Consider the following 20,169-nt stretch of genomic DNA (forward strand, 5'->3'; position numbering starts at 1 on the left):
TTTGGGATCGCATTAGTGAGAGTCCCGATGCACTTGTGCAGCTACAAGCGCTCAATCAAGCAATGCTGGATAAGGTACGCATACAACGTAATGCAACAGAAATGGTATTAGATTTGGATTCCACATATAGTGACACCTACGGCAATCAAGAAGAAACGGCCTTCAACACACATTATCAAACAACCGGTTATCACCCGCTCGTTGCCTTCGATGGTCTGACCAAGGACTTTCTGAAGGCGGAACTGCGTTCCGGAAACACATACTGCTCAACCGGAGCAGCCGATTTTTTGAATCCGCTTCTTGAACACTATAATCAGACTGTTCCAGTCAGCACCATTCTTGTTCGAGCAGATAGTGGCTTTGCAGCACCAGAACTGTATGACCTCTGTGAAGAAAAAGAGCATCAGTACGTCATTCGACTCAAGCGAAATCGCCGCTTATTCAAGATGGCGGAAGAGTTTGTTCAAGTTGGGGATGAAACTGAATGGAGTCAGCGTGAAGAACATTTCTACTCGACTCGCTATCAAGCCGGCACTTGGAAGCATGACCGTAGGGTTTGTATTCGTTCCGTCAGGGCAGCTAATGAACTGATTTTTAACCATGAATTCATTATCACCAATCTTTCCGATGCTGTCTCGGCTGAACAAGTCTATCAAACGTATTGGAAGAGAGGTACCATGGAGAATTTCATCAAGGAAGCGAAGAATGGTTTCTTCTTCGATAAGACGGACAGTTCTCATTTCTTGGAGAATGCTGTTCGCATGATGGTCAGCTTGCTTTCCTACAACATCAACAACTTTATGCGTACACTAGCTTTCCCAGAAAAGGCCAAAGGCCTACAGATACAGAGTATTCGTCTTCGGTTTTTCAAGATTGCCGGGAAACTGATCCACAGCGGAAGACGCATGATGCTAAAACTCAGCACCCATCATGTCTACCAAGACGAATTTTTCCACATTTTACGGCAAATCCAATCCTTGTCTTGGTAAGAGCCCGCTAATTTAAAAAATTCGTTCGAACAAAGGGATTAGTATGCCCAAAAACACAATAACAATCGCACTCCGTGCTTCTTTTCGTCTCTAAGAGACGTTTTGAGAGAGAAAAAATAGCAGCTCTGCCAAAAATCAAATACTGGAGATGAAATAGGATTGTTCATATCAAGATTTGGGCTGGTATGAATAATTCAGGCTATAATATGTCAAAAAAACTCCCCAAAGTGCCTGCAACAGTGCAGAGCTCTTCAGGGAGTTTTGTTTATTGTTTCAGGTTTCAATCGGAAACCGATCATTTACAGTGCCGATTCCAGCTTCCGCTTTACTGTTGGTTTCGCGCAGTTCATCCAACGGAGCGCTACGGTCTCCATTGTTGCGGCTAGCCGAATCAAACAAGGAGCTTACCGTCGCCAGGTTCGTTTTGTTTCCCAATTTCGCTTTAAAAAATAGCAACGTCAAAAGATACCCGATCAGACATGAAACGATTACCAAATAGAATATGTAGTCGAAATTCTGGAAAGTATCCAGCAACAGGCCTGAACTGCCCACACCCAAAACAGCACCTATTCCGTATGCTGTAAATACGACACCATAATTTTCGCTGTAGTGCTTCGGCCCGTACATGTTATTAGTGGCAGTCGGCGCTATTGCCAACCACCCCCCAACATTGAACCAAAATATGGAAAAAGCGATGAAAAATAAAACGATACTGCCATTTTTTGCCAGCAACATCAAAGATGCTGCCAGGATGATTTGAGCATAGGAAAAGAGCATCGCTTTCTTTGCCGACAGCCTGTCCGTCAGCCAACCGAACACGGGACGCCCGACACCATTGAACACTGCAAATATGGATATAAACAGCACTACATCCTTTTGCGCCATCCCTATCAATTCAATGCCGATGTTGCTTGTCAACCCTATCATCATCAATCCAATCATCGTTCCGATAATAAAATTGAAATACAGCCCCTTGAAGTTAGCGGATCTGACCATTTCGGCGCTATCCATATCATTCTCCTTCGACTCTGCCCCGAGGACTTTCTCCTCCCCGACGCAATCCGCTTCAGGATACTTGAATGGCATTGCCAACACGGGTAACAGCACTCCAAAGACGACTCCCAAGATGAGGAATGTTTGCGTCACTCCGTATTGTTCGACCAACGCCCTAGCAATCGGCGCTGTAAGCAACGGCGAGAGTCCAAATCCGAGTAGCACCAGCCCAATCACGATACCCTTTTTTTCCGGGAACCATCTAGTCACTACCGTCAGCGGAGCCCCATAAGCAATCCCGACCCCCGCGCCACTGATCACACCATACGCAATAGTCAACGTCTGAATATTCGGGGCGAATGCCGATAAAATCCAGCCGACAGAAACCAAGAGGGTTCCTGTCAGTATGGTCTTGCGCGGACTCCAATCCTTAAAAAACCTCCCGGTCAAAAACATGAACAGCGAGTAAAACAATAGCGCCGTCATGTAGGGTAATCCACTTTGGGCAGTCCCGACATCATACAACACCTCCACCGGCAGACGGAAAACACTCCAGGAATACACCGTCCCAAGTGCCATCATAATCACCAGTCCCAAAATTACATACAGCCACCTTGCCTTTGACATCACTTGCTTTTCTACTCTCATTTTCTGTTGCATCTGCATCCCTGCCTTCTTTCCTTATAATTTCCGGATAAATTCCCTTACTGACATGCCGATCTGCAAAAAAAAACCAATAACAAGCCCCCTGCGGAGTACTTATTATTGGCTTACGCGTCGACTGGCTGTTTGCCTTTCGTTGCATCTTCCGTATTCACTTAATCAATTTTTCTATATCTTGGTCGACAACTATTGCGATGATTTTTTCGCCCGTCTTGGTGCTGACGTCGGAATAGGTACTTACGATATTCACATCAAGCACTGTTTTGATTGTCGTTTCGAGTTCTTTACGCGCATTCTCAAACAATGCGGTTCGAGCATTTTTTATCATCTGGATTCCACCTGGATTCTTGGCCAAGTTTTTCTCAGATATACTCAGGAAACCATTCAGTCTTATCAAGATCAAATCCTGAAAGATAACGGTCCGTATTTTCTCCGGTCCCCTACCCATTTGTTCAATTTCAAACTTACTGATCGCTTCGCTCAATTTCGATTCGATTTGTCCTTTTGTCATTGAACTTCCCGTGTATGCCATGCGCTTCAACCCCTAAATCATCTGAAAGTTGGGAAACGTTTCTTACAGCCAAAACTATAGCACACCGATATATTGTCGTCAACAAGTATCCCTTTGCCCTGAAAAGGGCAGGCACCGCAACTGATGGAGAAGATTTGAAAATCCAACTACAGCAAAAAACTCCCCTGATGGCCTATAGCGGCTACGGGGAGTTTTTTGGTCAATAAGGTTTCAATTGAAAGATAGGGCTATTCGGCTACTACCGCTGCCGGTACTGCGTCAATAGAAGAAAACGTCCCGATCGGCAGATGATCGTTCAAGAGTTCCGATTCAGGACTCAAAGCAACCTTCTGTTTCACGCCGGTTGTCCAGTAAAGTGCCATGATTGCAACAGTTGCGACCAGACCGACCAAGTAAGTGGCCGTCTGCAGCCCCATCCGGAATCCGATCGGCTCGCTCAGGATATAGACGACACAGGCATAAAGCATGAATGTTGCAGGCAATAAGGTAACCAGGTAATTTTTATTTTTAAGATACAAGTAACGCGTCGACATCAGCAAAGCGATGACGGCTGTAACTTGGTTCGCCCAGTTGAAGTATCTCCAGATCAGGTTGAAATCCACTTTAGTAAGGAAGAACGAGATGACAAACAACGGAATCGTCATCATCAGGATTTTTTTCATTGAATCCTGTTTGATGTTCATGTAGTCAGCCAAAATTGTCCGCAGACTTCTGAATGCTGAAAGTCCTGAAGAGATCGGCAAGACGATGACGCCGATGATAGCGACCGTACCGAAGACATTACCCAATAACATAGTGGAAACTTGGTTGACGACAGCTGATGGTGTTCCGGCATCGATCATTTGGCTCAATGTTTGACCATCGAACAAGGCCATGGACGCTCCAGCCCAGATCATAGCGATGACGCCCTCTGCGATCATCATGCCGTAGAAAAGGAAGCGGCCTTCCCGCTCGTTCGTCGACGTCCGGGAAACCATCGGCGCTTGGGTCGCATGGAAACCGGAAATGGCGCCACAGGAAATCGTAAAGAAGATGGCCGGGAAAATCGGTGTGCCTTTCGGATGGAAATTCTGCATAGCGCCCATCGTCAATTCCGGCAAGTTATGGCCGCCCGTCAACAAGCTGATGCCGATTGCGATCGTACTGATGATCAGAATTGCACCGAACCAAGGATAGACTTTTCCCATCGCCTTGTCGATCGGCAGGATGGTTGAGATGAGATAGTAAGCGAAAATCAGCACGGTGATGATGCCGATTGTCATCCAATCAGGCGTAATGCTGGCGATCAGATTGGCGGGTGAAGTGACAAACACAGTGGCCACAAGCATCAAGAGCAGCATGGCGAAGATGTTGACGACATGTTTGACCGGTTTGCCCAAGTATTTGCTGGCCAACTCCGGCAAGTGCGCACCGTCGTTCCGCAAGGAAATCATCCCGATCATGTAGTCGTGGACGGCCCCTCCGAAGATACAGCCCACGACGATCCAAATATAGGCGACCGGACCGTAAAGCGCTCCCATAATCGGCCCGAAAATAGGACCCGTTCCAGCAATATTCAACAGTTCAATGATGGCATTTTTTGATTTGGACATCGGGACAAAGTCGTATCCGTCCTTTAGTGCTTCAGCGGGGGTCGTTCTTTCCGGATCGATGGAAAAGTTCTTTTCGATGTAGCGCCCATAAGTAAAGTAACCTAGAACCAGTAAGGCGATTCCTCCAAGTAAAGTAAGCATCTTTTTTCCTCCTTCAAAATAAATGTGCGGCCAACACGTTTTTTCTATGCCCTTACTTTACTGGAGAAAAAGAAACTTTTGGGTCATTTGCGCCCGAAACGACAAAACTGCAGGCTGAATTGCACGCCTGCAGTTTTGAAATTCATCTATTTTTGGATCAGATGCCTACTTTTCCCTTAAAATCCTTCATATAAGAACGGCTGACGGGTATCTTCAAGCCGTTGCTCATCGTCAGTTGGAATGTATGATTGAACCATGGTTGGATTTCCTTTATTTCCTTCAGATTGATTAGAAAGGCCCGGTGAACCCTCAGGAACGACTGTCCGCTGATCTTTTTCTGGAGCGCACTGAGCGGTTCGTGGATGATGTACTCCATATTTTTCGTGTAGATGGTCGTTTCGCCGTTCTCGATTCCGATCGCAATGATTTCCGGGACCTGCAGTATATAGATCCGCTCGTCCATCTGGATAGGCAACACCTGCAATCCAGTATCCTTCTGCTTCGGTGTTTCCGGCTCTTCGATCTGTTGCTTGTGGTACTGTCCGTAGGCTTTTTTGACCGCTTGCTGGATCCGGTCCAGCTCAAAAGGCTTCAGGACATAATCGGTCGCATTCAGCTCAAACGCTTTGACGGCATAGTCGTCATACGCAGTGGCAAAAATGATCATCGGCGGCTTCTTCAGTTTGTTGATCTTAGCAGCCAGTGAGAGGCCACTCTCATTCGTCAGGTGAATATCCAAGAAAATCAGGTCCACCGGGTCCTCCAGCATCGTCCCGAGCGCTTCTTCGATCGAATCCGCTTGGGTGATGGCGCTCACGCCTTCGCATTTCTCCAGCAGGTAAGCCAATTCATCCCTTGCCAATGGTTCGTCATCCACAATCAATACCCGCATACTCATCCCTGCCTTTCTTGATAAGGTACCGTGCAATGCACGGTCGTTCCTGTTGGTGAAGATACAAAATGCAATTTGGCCGATTCGCCGAACAGACTAGTCAACCGTTTATTCAGATTATCCAATGCCGATCCTGTGCCTTCCAGCGACGGCACGGCTTCTTTGCCCAGTTTCTCCAAGCGCTTTGTATCGATGCCTTCGCCGTTGTCCCGGACGGAAATGAACACGCCATCGGGACTGCTTCTCACGTCGATCCACACCCGATTGTCGGTTTTCCGGCTGCCGAAAGCATGTTTGAATGCATTTTCCAGCAGAATCTGAATCAGGAACGGCGGCAGCAGCACTTCTTCCAAGCCTTCCTCGACGGCAATAGTGACTTGGTAGCGATCCGGGAAACGGGCCTGTTCCAATGAACGATAGGCCTCTACCTGCATAAGTTCCTTCATCAGCGGAATCAAGTTGGTGCGGGCGCCCTGGAGATTGGCACGGAAAAAATTGCTGAGTTGGATCAGCAGCCTGCGCGCCTGTTCACTGTCGACCCGGATCAAGGCCGAAACGGTGTTGATGGCGTTGAAAAAGAAATGTGGATTCACTTGCGCCTGCAAGGACTTGATTTCCGCATCCTGCAGCAGCTTGCTCTGCAGTTCGATCTCCCCAAATTCGATCTGGCTGGAGAAGATATTGCCGAGACCTTCCGCCAACTGCCTTTCGACAAAAGTCAGTTTGGCCGAATCCGTGAAATACAGCTTCAAAGTGCCGATCGTTTTCCCTTGCGCTTTCAGCGGGATGACGAGCGCCGCTTGCAAGGGACAGCCCGGATGGTTGCAGCCGATTTCGTCATGGGAATGGACTTCCCTGATTTCACCTGTCCGCAGCACTTCTTTGGACAATTCGGTCAATATTTCATTGGAGGCGATGTGGTGATCGCTGGCCGCACCGACATAGGCCAAAATCCGTTCGGTATTCGTGATGCTGACAGCGGATACTTTCATCAATTGTTGGATGATTTTGGCCGCTTCCGTGCAAGAAGCTTCGTTCATGCCGGAGCGGAAATATGGCATCGTTCGATTCGCCAATTGGAGCACATCATGCGTTTGCACCGCTTTCGTCTGTTCTACTTGGCGCAGCGTGGAGCCGATGATGGAAAGGAAAATACCGGTCCCCATGCTATTGACGAGGACCATCGGAAACGCGATGAACGTCACCAGATCCCAGGCCGCCTGAGGATTCCGGCTCAACACCAGGATGCTGAGCATCTGGACGCCTTCCGTTATGGCGCCGATCATAAAACCTTCCTTTATCATCGGATAGGCATTTTTCCGCATCGTTTTTGCGCCGTACAGACCGGATATGAGCCCGATCAAGATGGAAGAAATCACATAAATATAGGCCTCTTCCCCGCCTTGGAAGAAACGGATAATGCCCGAGATGATGCCGACGGATGTGCCGACCAACGGCCCACCGATCAAGCCGGCAACGCCGATTGTGAGCACCCGTGTGTTCGCCAAGGATGCGCCTTCCGAAAGCTTCATCAGCACCTGATCGGATATGATTTGGTCATGACTGATTTCAACACCTGTGTAGTTCGAGATGACGGCGAAGATGCCGAATACGATAATCAGCGTCAATTTGGTGCTCAAGCGTTGGCGTTCTCCCAACTTGTCCCTGAAATAATGAATGTTCATTAATAGGTACGCCAAAATGATGATCAGTCCGACCCGCTCCAATATCAAAATGAATAAATTAAACATGGTCGCTCCTTTCCCGAAAATGATTATCTTCAGTTTACACCAGAAACATCTAATTTGTGCAGAAAAAACGATAGCCCAAGCTTTGCACTTCAGGCTATCGTTCCTTTATCAAGCTATCATAAGTTATCCGTGATCCGCTGGAATTGGTGATGCAGCTCATCCATCACCACGAAGCGGGCTTCGCGGATCATTTCCTTGCCTTCAACGAAAAGCAACAAGGCCGGAACGGTGAAGACGGTGAATTCACCCGCAACTTCCGGGATGTCATCGGCATTCGCCTGGATTGCTTTGATTGCGGGGAATTCCTCCAGCATCTCCTGCACTTGCGGTCGAACCGCATGGCAGACACCGCAGTTCGTCCGGGAAATGTATACGAATGCCAGCTTATTCTCTGCGATAAAACGACGGATTTCTTCTATTGATGTTGCTTGTTGGAAATTATTTGGATAAAACACAATTTGACCTTCTTCCTGTTTATTTTTGCGGTAATTATAGCACACCAATCGTAACAAGTCCGTTTTGCGGATTCTGAGGCACTGATGGATGAATGTCCTGTTATTTGAACTTGCTCTATGAAAACGTTATACTGAAAACAAAAAAGGTGGTTTTTCAGATGATGTTCGAACTCAGGATTACACTTTTGGATGTCGGCATACCGGTTTGGCGGGATATACAATTGGATGACGACACCACTTTCTCCGATCTGCATTTCATTCTCCAAAGTGCATTCAATTGGTCCGATCTCCACCCGCACACTTTCCGGTTTGCCCAGCCGCATAAGGATACATTGGCAGAAGCCGATCGTCTGCGGGACCACATCCAAGGAAAAGACGATAAAATCATTTACACGTACAACATGGAAGAGAACTGGGAACATGAAATCGTCCTGCAAAAAGCCTTCGAGGCGAAGGATGACGTGCTCTATCCCCGTTGCGTGCGCGCCGAGAATCTGGCGCCTGAGGAAGACCATACCCGCCTGGACATCACGGACGGCACACTCGACCTCGCATACAAAGATTCCGGGGAAATCGCGAAAGCGATCAATGAAGAATTGACCTATCTGAACGTCAGCGGCCTTGGCGAAGGCCTGCCGGGGCTCGATGCAGATGAATGGGTAGCTCTGGATGATGACGAAGATGAATGGGAGGATGACGGCGGTCATATTTGAAGGCATTGTTGCAAAAGGAAATATCTGCAAGTAATCAAAATCAACCGCGTGACCAGTCTCTATTTGTTGGATAATCCGTAATTATTCGACATAATCCTTCCCGAGGGTTGTCGGGTTGTCGGGTTGTCGGGTTGTCCGATAACTCGGAAGAATCCGACATAATCAACACCGGGGACTGCCTAGTTGTCGGATAACCCGGAAGAATCCGACAACTTCTGTGGAACATTCTCACGCAATGTCGGATAACTCCCGGTTATCAGACAAATCATTTCAATAAAAACACCTTCTCGCGTTCGAGAAGGTGTTTTTGTTTATTGAGCTGTTTCTGTGATTGCTTTCGTTGCTGTTTTTTTCTTGTAGACAAGATCCAGGATCAAACCTGCAACCGCAACCACGATAGCGACATAAAAAGCTTTAGTGAAGTCACCGTTGTTCGCAGCAGCGATTCCCGCTGTTACTTTAGGTGCAACAAAAGCGGCTGTCGAGTAACCGATGAACACGATACCGTAGTTGACGCCTTGGAATTTCGGTCCGAAGTTATCCATGACCGATCCGTTCTCGACATCGCCTTCGAATACAGCTTTGCTCAAAGAACCCAACGCCAAAACGACGGAAATGGACCTGCTGGAAAACAAAGTCGACCTCTACTTAGGCATGCTGCCGATCCATAATGAACAGCTTTCCTACACTATGCTTGCGGATGACAAATGGTGCGTCATCGTTCCGGACACGAGCCCGCTGTATCAGCCCGGCTTGAAGGAAATCGAAAAATTCCCTTATCCTTTGAACCTGTTGAAGAACGAAAAGTATGTGCTGACCACTTCCCAATCCGGGATCCGCAAACAGGCAAACGAATTCCTGAAGCATCTGGACATCAAAGCGGATGTCGTCATGGAATCGCAGAACATTTCAACCGCAGCAGCGCTTGCGAGAAAAGGGATGGGACTGACTTTTCTGCCGAAGAGTGCGCTAAATAACAGCGAATTGATGGACAGCTACAATATTTTTTATATCGAAACTAGCATCGTCCGCACCCGTTATTTCATCGCCTACAGCAAAGAAAAGACACTTTCCTCAGTCGACTTGGCCATGATCGATATGGCGAAGGAATTGACGAAAGCCTACAGCGATTCCATTTGAAAATTAGCATCTGCATAAGAAAATGGGCTCCGCTTATTCCATTCGGAACCATATCATTTGGCCTTCGGCAGCAGAAGTTGTATCATCAAAGTGAGCAAAGATGCTCCTTAAACTTTGCGTACAAGAACGTACAACTTACCCATAGGAGGGATTATCATGGATAAACTACCAAAAGATAACCACGATTCTATCGATGCCACTTGGTTAATGGAAGAACCCTATCTGGATATCATTCCCGAAGATCCCCCTCAAGAAACCGAAATCCTTTACTGCCAATGCAAGAAGCCCTCGAGTGTTTATCAGGAAAGCAACGATCTTGGCCACTGGCTGAAGTGCGGAGACTGCAATCGTGTCATCAAAGGCTCGTTTGAAGCGGCAAAGCCTTATTGATCCAAACGAAAAAAATCAAAAAAAGAGCAAGTGAGTGCGGAAATGACGCACTCACTTGCTCTTTTTTCAAACTAATATAAAAAACACCAGAGATCAGTCTGGTGTTCCGGCGTTTGCTGTTTTCAACCCTTTGATATCCAAAAACTTTTGGCAGAGTTTATCCAATTCCTCTTCCATCACAGCACTCGTCTCAGGTGAATAACTGAGCATTTTTGCCGGATTGGATACCAGATCCAGTAAGGAGTCGGGAACCACTCTATCGCCTTCGACATGAACCGTAATCTGTGGGAAGTAATTCGTTGTTCCACAACAGGCGGATACAAGATAAGCGATCTCATAATGCTCATTGCCCTTGTCGCGGATACGGAAATAGCCATCGCCGATGAATTCCTTTTCCGGTCCAAAATTAGCCAATATAAGATCCAAATCCTTTTTTTCCATTGAAAAAACCCCTTTTCTTCATGAATAAACGTGAGCAAACATTTACCTGTCAGCAACTTTCTCTTCAGGAATAGTATACCACTCGCGGGCTATTTTGGATATCCTGCCCGGGGCGGATCAGAGCTTCTGGTAAGCCTATACCGAGCTGCTGTGATAAAATAAATAAGTAAGCGCTACCAAAAAAACAGAAACGGGGTTATCCAGATGACAGAAACAAAATTATCGAAACTGAGGATCACTGGTCAATCGCACAATGGCATCACCACTACGGTAAAAGTCCGCAATCTGCCCGAATTTTTTGTCGATGAATCGGAACGGATGGGCGGCGACAACAAAGGTCCGAATCCGCTGGAGTATCTTTTGGGTTCGCTGGCAGGCTGCACCTCGATCATCGCCTATTATGTTTCCGAACAACAAGGTTTCTCCTACAGCGGTCTGTCTTTCACGGTGGAAGGCACTTTTGACCCGCGCGGTTTTGCTGGGGAAGATGATATACGGACCTACTTCCAGGAAGTCACGCTCGTGAACCATATCGAGACCGATGAAACCGACGAAGCCATCGAGAAGCTGGCGGCTGAAGTTGAAAGAAGGTGTCCCGTCTATAATCTCATGCTGGATGCGGGCGTCGACATGTCGACCCAATGGATCCGAACCAACTAGAAGAAATGCAAAAGCTCCCGTCAAAACATCGCTGTATAGCTGCAATGTTTTGACGGGAGCTTTTTAGGCTTGAATCACTTGAATTCCCTCAATTTGTTTTCACTCGGAACCATATGACTTGTATAATTTTCGATTTTGAATGTCAGCCGTTCCATTGCCTGCTGCATCACATCAATCCGTTCCTGCAGTTCATGCTGTTGTTCGACCAAAAGATCCATCCTTGCCGGAACAGTCTCTTCACCGCTGCGGAAGAGTGCGAGATATTCGATCAAAGATTCGATCGATAAGCCCGCATTGCGCATCTGGCGACTGAAGGCGATCCACTTCAGATCTTCTTCATCAAATTCACGGACCCCGTTTTCGTTTCTTTTGATCGGCGGAATCAGACCGATCCGCTCATAGTAGCGGATCGTATCGGCCGATACACCCGTTTCCTCGCTGGCTTTCTTTATGTTTATCATCTTATCCATCCTTTCGGCATCAAAACTTATCCTGACAGTTAGCTTCAATTGTATCCTACACCTTGGAGTGGACTCCAAGTCAAATGGAATCTTCGGGCAACGGGGGACTAACCCTCTTCAATAAACCGCTACCCTTGCAACGCAAGCAACTGAAGGATCGTGTGCGACACCGCATCTTCATCATTCGTCCTGCCCGTGGTGAAGGCCGCCGTGTCCTTGATAATCGGGTAAGCATTCCGCACAGCGAAACTGTATCTTCCGCTCTTCATCATTTCGATGTCGTTCATTCCGTCTCCGAACACCATCGTTTCTTCCGGGGTGACCTGCAGCAGCTCCTGCAGATGGGCGACTGTGCTCCCTTTATGCACGTTCAAATCGGTGATGTCCAGCCAGGCCTTTTCCGAAGCGACGATATGCGCCCGATTGCGAAAAGCAGCCAGTTTTTCAGCAGTCTCGATGCAGCGCTCTTGCATATCGCGCACCGTGATTTTGATGAAATCATCCTCGATGCTCCCGAAATCCGCCACCGTAACTACTTTTTTGTAGGATCTCCTGACAGCTGCAGATTCTTCGGGCGACAGATCAGTTTTGATCATGGCGGCTTCTTTCGTACAAGCAATCAGCGTATGCCCAAGCTGCATCTCTTCCAGTTCGCGCAGGATGGCACGACCTGTCCGATTCTCCAATAAAGATTCATAGACGACTGCACCATTGCGTTTGATCCGCGAAGCACTGTCCCCCAGGATCCAAAAATCAGCGGCATCTTCGCCGAATATTTCCTCGACGCGCTCACTCTGCTTGCCTGTGCAGGGCGCAAAGACGACCTCTTGTTCCGTCATCAATTGCTTGACCTGCTTGAAAAGTTCCCTATTGAAATCTCCTTGACTGTTCAGGAAAGTGCCGTCCATATCAGTCAAAATCAACTTGATCATCCGATGTCCTCCATTCCGTTTGTCTTCTTGCTCCCATTATCGCACATTTCTCTGCTACTGGAATGCTGAATGACCCAAAAATGGCATCGGCAATGCATTTCCCGTATAATGGATATTGAAATCACTCGTAAAGAAGGTGCAATTATATGATAACAGTTATCGGCATCACAGCTGACAATCTCGTCCACACAGACATCGATTTGGATGCGACCGACCTTTCAGCCTACAAATGGATCTGGGCCGACTTCAATGAACCTAGCCCCTCCGAAGTAAAATATCTCGAGAAGACCTTCCATTTCCACCCACTCGCTATCGAAGACTGCCTGCAGATACTGCAGCGTCCGAAGCTGGATTATTATGACGATTACACATTTTATGTGACGCATCACGTTCGCGAAGAAGGTAGAGACCTCTTCAAAGAAGAGTTGGACTTCTTTGTCAGTGAAAAACTCATCGTCACTTTTCAACTCGCTCACTCAAAAGAAGTAGCCTATGTGCAGAAACAATTGTTGACCCAACATAATGCCGAAAACTGGGACCCGTACTTTATTTTTTACAGAATCCTTGATCAGATTGTGGATAATTATTTCCCTTTAATCCACGACATCGAAGACAGGTTGGCTCAACTTGAAGAGGATAATCTGAACAAAACGACTGCCGCATTCATACCAGAATTGATGGAATCTCGGCATCTTCTGCTGGGTCTGATGCAGACCGTCAATCCGATGCGGGATCTGCTTTATCGGATGCTGAATTCTCAGCATCTCGAGGGCGTCCGCAAAAGACGGAGTTATTTTTCGGATATCCACGATGACCTGCTGAAGGTATCCGAGATGATTACTTCAAACCGCGAGGTGACGACAGATATGCGCGACAGCTATCTATCGCTGAACTCCCATCAGACCAATAATGTGATGAAGGTGCTTACCATCATTACTTCCATTTTCTCGCCTTTGACGTTGATCGCCGGCATCTATGGGATGAACTTTGAACATATGCCGGAATTGACTTGGAAATACGGCTACTTTTTGGCTATCGGTCTGATGTTTGGAATCGGTTTGGCGATGTATCGCTGGTTCAAGAAAAACGGCTGGTTCTGATTACCGGCCGTTTCTCTTGTAATAGGTGGCGACAGGATGCTTCAATTCCCCTGTTTCCAGATAGCTGCGGAAATCATCCACCGCGAACAGATCGCCTGGCTCCAGCAAAATGAAATAGAGACGGGTTGGATAACGTTTGCTTTTTGCCAAAATATGATTGTTTCCACCATAGGCATACCACCAAATTTCAAACAGCTCCTCCCTGACGGAAAGCTTATCCTCCAACAGTGTGAACTCATAGCAGCCTTTTCGTTCCAACAGATCAGCGACATCCAACTTTTTTCTCCAGATTCCTTTTTGCATCAACCTCATTTTCCTCACCCTATCCATCAGCCATCATTTTTGATTTACATGATATTTCTGCACCACGACTTGATTGCGCTTGTTCTTCCTACCATAAATTACGATTGCGTTCCCTTCGGTGACCTGATACAAAAAATCCAGCGAGTGCGCGCGAATCAGGCAATTCTGTTTCTCTTCCTTGTCCACCGTCAGCGTGAAGCGGATCAGTGGCGTCTCTTCCAGTTTGAGAATTTTGATCTTTTCCACTGAGCCTTTCAGGCAAATCCCATTTTCCATATCAGTCACATCCTTTAACACTTATAATACGAACATGCGTTCTTTTTGTCAACTGTTTCCTTATCGGAAAAACCGCTCAAAGCATTCTTTTCCTTTTGGGAATAATAAGGGAACATGTTAAGATGTTTTAAACATAAGCGGATGTTAAAAGCTGATGGCTCCAACCGGAAAACGCTCGCATCCAACGAAAGGAAGATTCGCCATGCCCATCAAACTGATCGCCGTCGATATGGACGGAACATTCCTGGACAGCAGGAAAAAGTTCAACAAGGAACGCTTTGATGCCCTATACAAACGCATGCTCGAAAAGGATATCCGTTTTGTCGTAGCCAGCGGAAACCAATACTACCAACTGCGTTCTTTTTTCCCTGAAATACAGGATAATATTGCTTTTGTAGCGGAAAATGGCGCTTTCGTCGTGGATTGCAACAAAGAACTGGCCATCGGTGAGATGACGCAAGAGACCATCGATAAAGTGCTCCGGATCTTCAAGGAGTTGGATGCCTATTCAAAATTGGTCGTTTGCGGCAAAAACAGTGCCTATGTCGACAGTTCCGTTTCCGATTACTTCTACCAAAATACGAAACGCTTCTATCATCGCTTGAAGCGTGTGGATTCTTTTTCCGAAATAGATGACATCATCTTCAAATTTGCATCAGGCTTCGCTGAAGATGAAGTCTCTGCCCTCTTGGAGCACTTCACACGCGAAATAGGCGATGTCGTCTCCCCGGTATCGACCGGCCATGGATCCATCGACCTCATCATTCCGGGCATGCATAAAGCTTCCGGTATCCAGTTACTTCAAAAGCTATGGGGCATCTCCGATGAGGAGACCGCCGCATTCGGAGACAGCGGGAATGACATCGAGATGTTGGAGCATGTGGCCTACAGTTTCGCGATGGCGAACGCGGCCGATGACGTCAAAAAGGTCGCCAAATTCTGTACCCTTTCGAACAACGAAGAAGGCGTGTTGGCTGCAATCGAACCACTGCTCGAAATGGAGTAAACGAAAAAGGAAGATGTCCCCGCCTCATATTGAAGCGGGATGCATCTTCCCTTTCTATTCTTATCAGGAAATCAAGCCTGTCAAAAAGGCCAATAATTCATACTTTTTCTCTTCCGGCATTTTTTTGATTTGAGCAGTCAGTTTCTTTTCCACAGGGCTCATTTCCATATTGAAAAATTCCGCCAAGGTGACCCCAAGTACCTCACAGATATGGTTGAGCGTCTTCAAGGACAATTTAGTCGAATTGTGTTCGATGGCTGAAATGAAGGAAGGCGAAACGTCGATCTGCTCAGCCAACTCTTTCGCCGTTATTTTGTTCAGTTTGCGTAATTCCTGAATGCGACTGCCTACTTCCATGCGTATCTGATCCTCTTTCCTTTGATTCAACTTTTCTTTTTACATACTAGCACACCCCAGCTTAAAATTTAAAGCTTTTTAACTCTTTTTTAAACGTATCATTCAAAATATACACCTATGAATAAATTTTTATTCCCCTTTATTCTGTTATGTGTTAACATATGTTTTTGTGAGCACGTTCAATAATTTTTTAAATCAAAATAGACACTATTTTTTCAAGAAGGAAGGTATTTATGCAACAATACAAGCAAGAATGGTTCGGCAATATCAGAGGGGATATCCTAGCCGGTATCGTCGTCTGTCTGGCGCTTTTCCCAGAAGTCATCGGCTTCATGATCGTCGCAGGGGTGCCACCGATTGTCGGAGTATACGCCACTTTTTTCATCACAGCCATCGCAGCCTTTTTCGGCTCCAGCAAAGGCATGATTTCAGCCGCTGCTGGGTCAGTTGCCTTGGTCCTGGCCCATCTGGTCGCTGAATACGGCATCCAGTACCTTTTTGCTGCTACGATTTTGGCAGGTATCCTGCAGGTCGCGCTTGGCTTCTTAAAGGTAGGCACCTTGATGCGCTACATTCCGAAGCCTGTCATGACCGGTTTTGTAAACGGCTTGGGGATCATGATGTTCACTTCGCAATTGGATCATTTCCGAGGCAGCCTGCTTTTGCCGCTCCTGGGACTGTTGGGAATCGCGATCATCTTCCTTTTCCCTAGAGTCACGAAGAAAATCCCTGCGCCTATCGTTGCGATCTTGGTCATCACCGCGATTGTCCTGGGTTTTGGCTTGGATGTGAAAACGTTGGGAGATATGGGTTCCATCTCTACGGATTTGCCGCGCTTCGGCATCCCGGCTGTTCCGATGAAATTGGAAACTTTGCGGATCATTTTCCCAACTGCACTTTCGGTTGCTATCGTCGGATTGGTTGAGTCCTTGTTGACTGCACAATTGGTCGATGAAATCACTGAAGAGAAGAGCGACAAAAATCAGGAAACGTTGAGCCAAGGTCTCGGGAATGTCGTTTCCGGATTCTTCGGCGGTATCGCCGGTTGTGGCATGATCGGTCAAACAATCATCAACCTGAATTACGGCGGCCTTGGCCGTCTTGCGACTTTCCTGTCCGGATTCTTCATGTTGTTGTCCGTTGTTCTTTTAAACGGTTCTGTCGTGCAGATTCCGGTTGTCGCTTTGGCGGCGGTCATGGTCGTTGTCTCTATTGAAACCATCAATTGGGATTCGATCAAACGTTTGCGCACGAACCCTAAAAACGAAAGCTTCGCAATGATCCTGACCGTCGCCATCGTTATCGGAACGCACAACTTGGCTTACGGTGTCGTAGCTGGTACTTTGGTCAGCGCCGTCTTCGCAGCTTTCAAAATGTCCCATCTCCATGTTGCAACAGGGACTGCTGATGATGATCACCACTACAAAGTGGACGGCCACCTTTACTTCGCTTCTGCCGAAAAATTCCTGGACTTTTTCGCTGAAGAGATCGAACAGGAGGAAGAAATCGTCATCGACATCAGCGCCATGACTCTATGGGATTCCACTGCTGTCGAAGCAATCGATAAGCTCATCACCCGCAACAACAAACGGGGTGTAAAAACGACGCTTACCGGTGCGAACACGCAAAGTTCCGCTCTTTTCAAACGGATTTCGATCCACACGGAAAAATAAGAAAACTCACAGGCGGCCTTTTATCATCTTCTTCCTCCGGCGAGCGTGATCTTCGCCGGAGGACGGCTATCATTCCGAGTTGCGTTCTCCGATGAACCAAGCTTAATCGGAGGTGAGGCTGATTGTTACAGGTTGCCTCCGGCGAAGGGGTCACTCACAGGAGCTGCGTATACATTTCGGCGCTCTGTTCCAAAAAAGACAGGCTTTCCCACAAAAATGGGGAGCCTGTCTTTGTCGTATTATCTGAACTAAAATCTATCTACACTTCCACCAGGTCAAATCGTGTAATGATGCCAAGCAGATTTTCCGTATTTTTGCCGCTGTGCGTCACCAGCAATGCATCGATTTTTTGGTTGTCGAATAGCGCTTCCGCCTCATAAATGCTCGCATCTTTTTTGACGAAGGCAAAATTATCCTTGTTATCGTCCAGTACAAGGATATCGCGTGCCAGCGTTCCGCCGATCGACACGGTTGCCTCATGCGCATGTTGGGACAGCCAGTGCGTGATGCCATTTTCTGTCAACAAGCCCATCACTTTTCCTTTTCCGTCTTTAATCGGGAATTGCGTCAAATCAGTGTTCCTGATCGTTTCGAGGACAGCGGATAGCGGGGTAGTTTCCTTGAAGAATTTCACATCATCCGATTTGATGTCGAAAGCCGTCTTTGGTTTCAACAGTTGTTCATGGATTGCTTTGATCATAGTCAGTGACTCCTCATTGACGAGCACCAGATCGCTTTGGTTTCCGTGGCTCAAGAAATTGCGCAGATCCCCTAGTATCTGGAAGTCATCCCGCTTCCTTTTCACAAAACTGTCGTAGCGCGCGGCGTTCTCCACCAACTCATAAAAGCTATAGTAGGATTTCCCGCGATTGGGCTTGTACGTCTTGTTGAAGAAACTCTCGATATCATTGAAATAACCCATAAATGCTTCGTTATTGCTATTCAATCGCCTTCACCCTCTCTCAAATTGATCTCGTTATGCTTCTATTCTAACAAGTCAAAGCGGGAAATACGAATCCAAAGCCTTTCATCCAAAGACGCTTGCTGCAACCGTTCTTCACATTGGCCTCCGAATTACTCCGAGCGTATAATGATATTATGATCGATAAGAAACGGAGGAAATGATATGACCACAGCGAATATCATGCTTTACGTAGAGGATGTAGAAGCGAATGCCGATTTTTGGAAACACTATCTCAATTTCAAGGAGGTTGAGCGTTATGACTTTGGGGATTCCATCAGCATCGTGCTGGCGGTGAGCTCTACGTGCAATCTGCAGCTTTTCAATATCGATTTCATCAGAAAGAATTCACCGGAAGTGGCCTCCAACAAACCTTCCTTATTGTTCGACATCTCCGATTTCGATGAGCTTTATGCGCGCTTCAAGGAGAACAACGAGACAGTCGGTGAGATCATCGAAATGGGCGGCTCCAGGACTTTCAACTTCCCTGACAGGGACGGGAACTACTTCGCCGTCCGGGATGCGGCTGAATAAGCGGATTACGCGCTCCGAACAAAGTTTAGTCAAAGAACCACCGAATCCAAAGACAAAACGCCTTGGATCCGGTGGTTCTTTCGTTCTGCATGACCCTCGTTTCACTCCGAAAGATAATTCAGCCGGATGCCATCCGGACCGATCCGCTCGAATTTATCAAGCCTGAACTTCCGGATACGCTGATCAACACTGTTCCCGAACTCGAATAAAGAAACGGAATCGGAAATGCCTTCGATAAGTGGAGCGATGATGAGGCTGATTTCATCGACCAAGCCTTCGCTCGCGAACGATCCGTTCACAAATCCTCCGCCGACCAGCATGAAAGTTTCGATGCCAAAATGGCTGTGCAGTTTGTCCAAGGCGACTGTCATCGACAATGGTTTGCTCTTCCCTGTAAAGATGTAGGAAACGCCCACTTTCCTGAGATGGGCCAGATACCGATCAGAGACCGCCTCGCTCAAAATCGTAACGATATGGTCGCCTCTTCTTTCCGGATACTCGTCACCGATCACATTCGTTTGCCAGCCGAGTTTCCCTTCCGGATCGACCGCAATCGCGTAAGTGCTGAAGGCAGCCGGATGAATATAATCTTCCCTTGGGATGGCTTCATCCGAATAAATGGACAGGTCCACTTTGTTCCCGAGGGTGATGTGCTGCTCGAACGTGATCCGCCCGCAGATCCAATTGTCCGAACCGTAAGCTTGTAGCGTATCCTCATAGGCCTTTCCGTACGGCCCGAATTCGACCGCACTTAAATAGTGCCCCGCCGCGCGCCCGTCTATCGACATCGCCATGTGGCAAATCACTCTGTAAGGTCTGTTCATTTCTTTTTCCTCCATTCTGAAAATTCATCGCGGACTCTATCATAATCCCTTTAAGTAAGGTGAAGTCAATAAGAAAGCGCAAATTTGGCCCACATCTATCAAATCATGTTTCTACTTTCGTACATACATCTGTGTTACATTGTCATATTCGACCAAACCATTATCTTTCAGGTGTTTTTTTAGGCGTCGCAATTCTTCCTTTTCCTCTGCCACATATTGATTTATCTCGGTTTCCGTGTAATCATTCTTCAATCCAAAAAAAATATTATCTTCAATGATCGACTCATTATACTCAATCCTGAATTATTCATAGGTTTTCAGAAAACACCTTGAAATCTTGTTCTATCAACGTATTCTTTATTTCACTTTCACACCCAAAAGGTGTGAAAA

At 47.0% G+C, this 20,169-nt stretch carries 23 protein-coding genes and 1 pseudogene; 9 read left to right on the plus strand and 15 right to left on the minus strand.

Annotated features, from left to right (window positions below; all coding sequences use genetic code 11):
* Positions 1–989: IS1380 family transposase (locus BMZ71_RS11795; protein WP_093234148.1), on the plus strand; the 989-nt coding region annotated here is incomplete at its 5' end.
* A gap of 273 nt (positions 990–1,262) precedes the next feature.
* On the opposite strand, the gene BMZ71_RS11800 is transcribed toward BMZ71_RS11795, so the two are convergent.
* The 6 genes from BMZ71_RS11800 to BMZ71_RS11825 form a co-directional block, all read right to left on the minus strand.
* Positions 1,263–2,642, minus strand: coding sequence for an L-lactate MFS transporter (locus tag BMZ71_RS11800; RefSeq protein WP_218142817.1), 1,380 nt, complete (start codon positions 2,640–2,642; stop codon positions 1,263–1,265).
* Positions 2,643–2,796: 154 nt separating this feature from the next.
* Positions 2,797–3,177 carry a Na-translocating system protein MpsC family protein gene (locus tag BMZ71_RS11805; RefSeq protein ID WP_198143327.1) on the minus strand — a complete coding sequence of 127 codons (381 nt, stop codon included), beginning with the start codon at positions 3,175–3,177 and terminating at the stop codon, positions 2,797–2,799.
* A gap of 227 nt (positions 3,178–3,404) precedes the next feature.
* Complete coding sequence (locus tag BMZ71_RS11810) at positions 3,405–4,910, minus strand: carbon starvation CstA family protein (RefSeq protein ID WP_086990106.1); 1,506 nt, start codon at positions 4,908–4,910, stop codon at positions 3,405–3,407.
* A 157-nt stretch (positions 4,911–5,067) separates the two neighbouring features.
* Entirely contained in the window at positions 5,068–5,802 is a 735-nt protein-coding gene (locus BMZ71_RS11815) for a LytTR family transcriptional regulator DNA-binding domain-containing protein (protein WP_086990135.1), read from the minus strand.
* 2 nt (positions 5,803–5,804) lie between these two features.
* Positions 5,805–7,553 (minus strand): sensor histidine kinase, encoded by a 1,749-nt coding sequence (locus tag BMZ71_RS11820; protein ID WP_086990103.1) that lies wholly within the window; start codon positions 7,551–7,553, stop codon positions 5,805–5,807.
* Between the two features lie 116 nt (positions 7,554–7,669).
* Positions 7,670–8,008, minus strand: a complete 339-nt coding sequence (locus tag BMZ71_RS11825; RefSeq protein ID WP_086990100.1) for a thioredoxin family protein — start codon at positions 8,006–8,008, stop codon at positions 7,670–7,672.
* Positions 8,009–8,166: 158 nt separating this feature from the next.
* On the opposite strand from BMZ71_RS11825, the gene BMZ71_RS11830 reads away from it, so the two are divergent.
* A complete protein-coding gene (locus BMZ71_RS11830) occupies positions 8,167–8,721 on the plus strand; it encodes a plasmid pRiA4b ORF-3 family protein (protein ID WP_177187606.1) in 555 nt (184 codons plus the stop codon).
* A 311-nt stretch (positions 8,722–9,032) separates the two neighbouring features.
* On the opposite strand, the pseudogene BMZ71_RS11835 reads toward BMZ71_RS11830, so the two are convergent.
* Positions 9,033–9,269: pseudogene (locus tag BMZ71_RS11835) on the minus strand (L-lactate MFS transporter); the annotation flags it as partial.
* A gap of 34 nt (positions 9,270–9,303) precedes the next feature.
* Between BMZ71_RS11835 and BMZ71_RS11840 the strand changes: the two are divergent.
* On the plus strand, positions 9,304–9,861 hold the full coding sequence (locus tag BMZ71_RS11840) for a LysR family transcriptional regulator substrate-binding protein (RefSeq protein WP_177187607.1): 558 nt from the start codon (positions 9,304–9,306) through the stop codon (positions 9,859–9,861).
* A gap of 156 nt (positions 9,862–10,017) precedes the next feature.
* Entirely contained in the window at positions 10,018–10,251 is a 234-nt protein-coding gene (locus tag BMZ71_RS11845; protein WP_086990094.1) for a hypothetical protein, read from the plus strand.
* 93 nt (positions 10,252–10,344) lie between these two features.
* Here BMZ71_RS11845 and BMZ71_RS11850 read toward each other — a convergent pair whose 3' ends face one another.
* Positions 10,345–10,692 (minus strand): hypothetical protein, encoded by a 348-nt coding sequence (locus BMZ71_RS11850; RefSeq protein ID WP_086990091.1) that lies wholly within the window; start codon positions 10,690–10,692, stop codon positions 10,345–10,347.
* 204 nt (positions 10,693–10,896) lie between these two features.
* Here BMZ71_RS11850 and BMZ71_RS11855 point away from each other — a divergent pair, with 204 nt between their 5' ends.
* Complete coding sequence (locus BMZ71_RS11855) at positions 10,897–11,352, plus strand: OsmC family protein (RefSeq protein WP_086990088.1); 456 nt, start codon at positions 10,897–10,899, stop codon at positions 11,350–11,352.
* Positions 11,353–11,426: 74 nt separating this feature from the next.
* Here BMZ71_RS11855 and BMZ71_RS11860 read toward each other — a convergent pair whose 3' ends face one another.
* Positions 11,427–11,810 (minus strand): MerR family transcriptional regulator, encoded by a 384-nt coding sequence (locus tag BMZ71_RS11860; RefSeq protein WP_177187609.1) that lies wholly within the window; start codon positions 11,808–11,810, stop codon positions 11,427–11,429.
* 131 nt (positions 11,811–11,941) lie between these two features.
* Positions 11,942–12,745, minus strand: a complete 804-nt coding sequence (locus tag BMZ71_RS11865) for an HAD-IIB family hydrolase (RefSeq protein WP_086990083.1) — start codon at positions 12,743–12,745, stop codon at positions 11,942–11,944.
* 146 nt (positions 12,746–12,891) lie between these two features.
* Here BMZ71_RS11865 and corA point away from each other — a divergent pair, with 146 nt between their 5' ends.
* Positions 12,892–13,845 (plus strand): magnesium/cobalt transporter CorA, encoded by a 954-nt coding sequence (gene corA / locus BMZ71_RS11870; protein ID WP_086990080.1) that lies wholly within the window; start codon positions 12,892–12,894, stop codon positions 13,843–13,845.
* On the opposite strand, the gene BMZ71_RS11875 is transcribed toward corA, so the two are convergent.
* Together BMZ71_RS11875 and BMZ71_RS11880 are read right to left on the minus strand one after the other, a co-directional pair.
* Positions 13,846–14,157 carry a hypothetical protein gene (locus BMZ71_RS11875; RefSeq protein ID WP_143071436.1) on the minus strand — a complete coding sequence of 104 codons (312 nt, stop codon included), beginning with the start codon at positions 14,155–14,157 and terminating at the stop codon, positions 13,846–13,848. It lies immediately after the preceding gene.
* 24 nt (positions 14,158–14,181) lie between these two features.
* Complete coding sequence (locus BMZ71_RS11880; RefSeq protein WP_068561522.1) at positions 14,182–14,424, minus strand: hypothetical protein; 243 nt, start codon at positions 14,422–14,424, stop codon at positions 14,182–14,184.
* Positions 14,425–14,626: 202 nt separating this feature from the next.
* Here BMZ71_RS11880 and BMZ71_RS11885 point away from each other — a divergent pair, with 202 nt between their 5' ends.
* Positions 14,627–15,430: a Cof-type HAD-IIB family hydrolase gene (locus BMZ71_RS11885; protein ID WP_086990074.1), complete on the plus strand. Its 804-nt coding sequence runs from the start codon at positions 14,627–14,629 to the stop codon at positions 15,428–15,430.
* A 63-nt stretch (positions 15,431–15,493) separates the two neighbouring features.
* Here BMZ71_RS11885 and BMZ71_RS11890 read toward each other — a convergent pair whose 3' ends face one another.
* Positions 15,494–15,787, minus strand: coding sequence for a helix-turn-helix domain-containing protein (locus tag BMZ71_RS11890; protein WP_086990072.1), 294 nt, complete (start codon positions 15,785–15,787; stop codon positions 15,494–15,496).
* Positions 15,788–16,020: 233 nt separating this feature from the next.
* On the opposite strand from BMZ71_RS11890, the gene BMZ71_RS11895 reads away from it, so the two are divergent.
* Positions 16,021–17,460 (plus strand): SulP family inorganic anion transporter, encoded by a 1,440-nt coding sequence (locus tag BMZ71_RS11895; protein WP_086990069.1) that lies wholly within the window; start codon positions 16,021–16,023, stop codon positions 17,458–17,460.
* A 259-nt stretch (positions 17,461–17,719) separates the two neighbouring features.
* On the opposite strand, the gene BMZ71_RS11900 is transcribed toward BMZ71_RS11895, so the two are convergent.
* Entirely contained in the window at positions 17,720–18,406 is a 687-nt protein-coding gene (locus BMZ71_RS11900; RefSeq protein WP_072763807.1) for a CBS domain-containing protein, read from the minus strand.
* A gap of 180 nt (positions 18,407–18,586) precedes the next feature.
* Between BMZ71_RS11900 and BMZ71_RS11905 the strand changes: the two genes are divergently transcribed.
* Positions 18,587–18,955: a VOC family protein gene (locus tag BMZ71_RS11905; RefSeq protein ID WP_086990065.1), complete on the plus strand. Its 369-nt coding sequence runs from the start codon at positions 18,587–18,589 to the stop codon at positions 18,953–18,955.
* Positions 18,956–19,056: 101 nt separating this feature from the next.
* Here the strand turns inward: BMZ71_RS11905 and BMZ71_RS11910 are convergent, their stop codons facing one another.
* On the minus strand, positions 19,057–19,779 hold the full coding sequence (locus BMZ71_RS11910; RefSeq protein ID WP_177187608.1) for a RibD family protein: 723 nt from the start codon (positions 19,777–19,779) through the stop codon (positions 19,057–19,059).
* Positions 19,780–20,169: the final 390 nt, after the last annotated feature.

It is taken from the genome of Trichococcus flocculiformis, assembly GCF_900113645.1.
In the GTDB taxonomy this organism is placed as follows: domain Bacteria; phylum Bacillota; class Bacilli; order Lactobacillales; family Aerococcaceae; genus Trichococcus; species Trichococcus flocculiformis.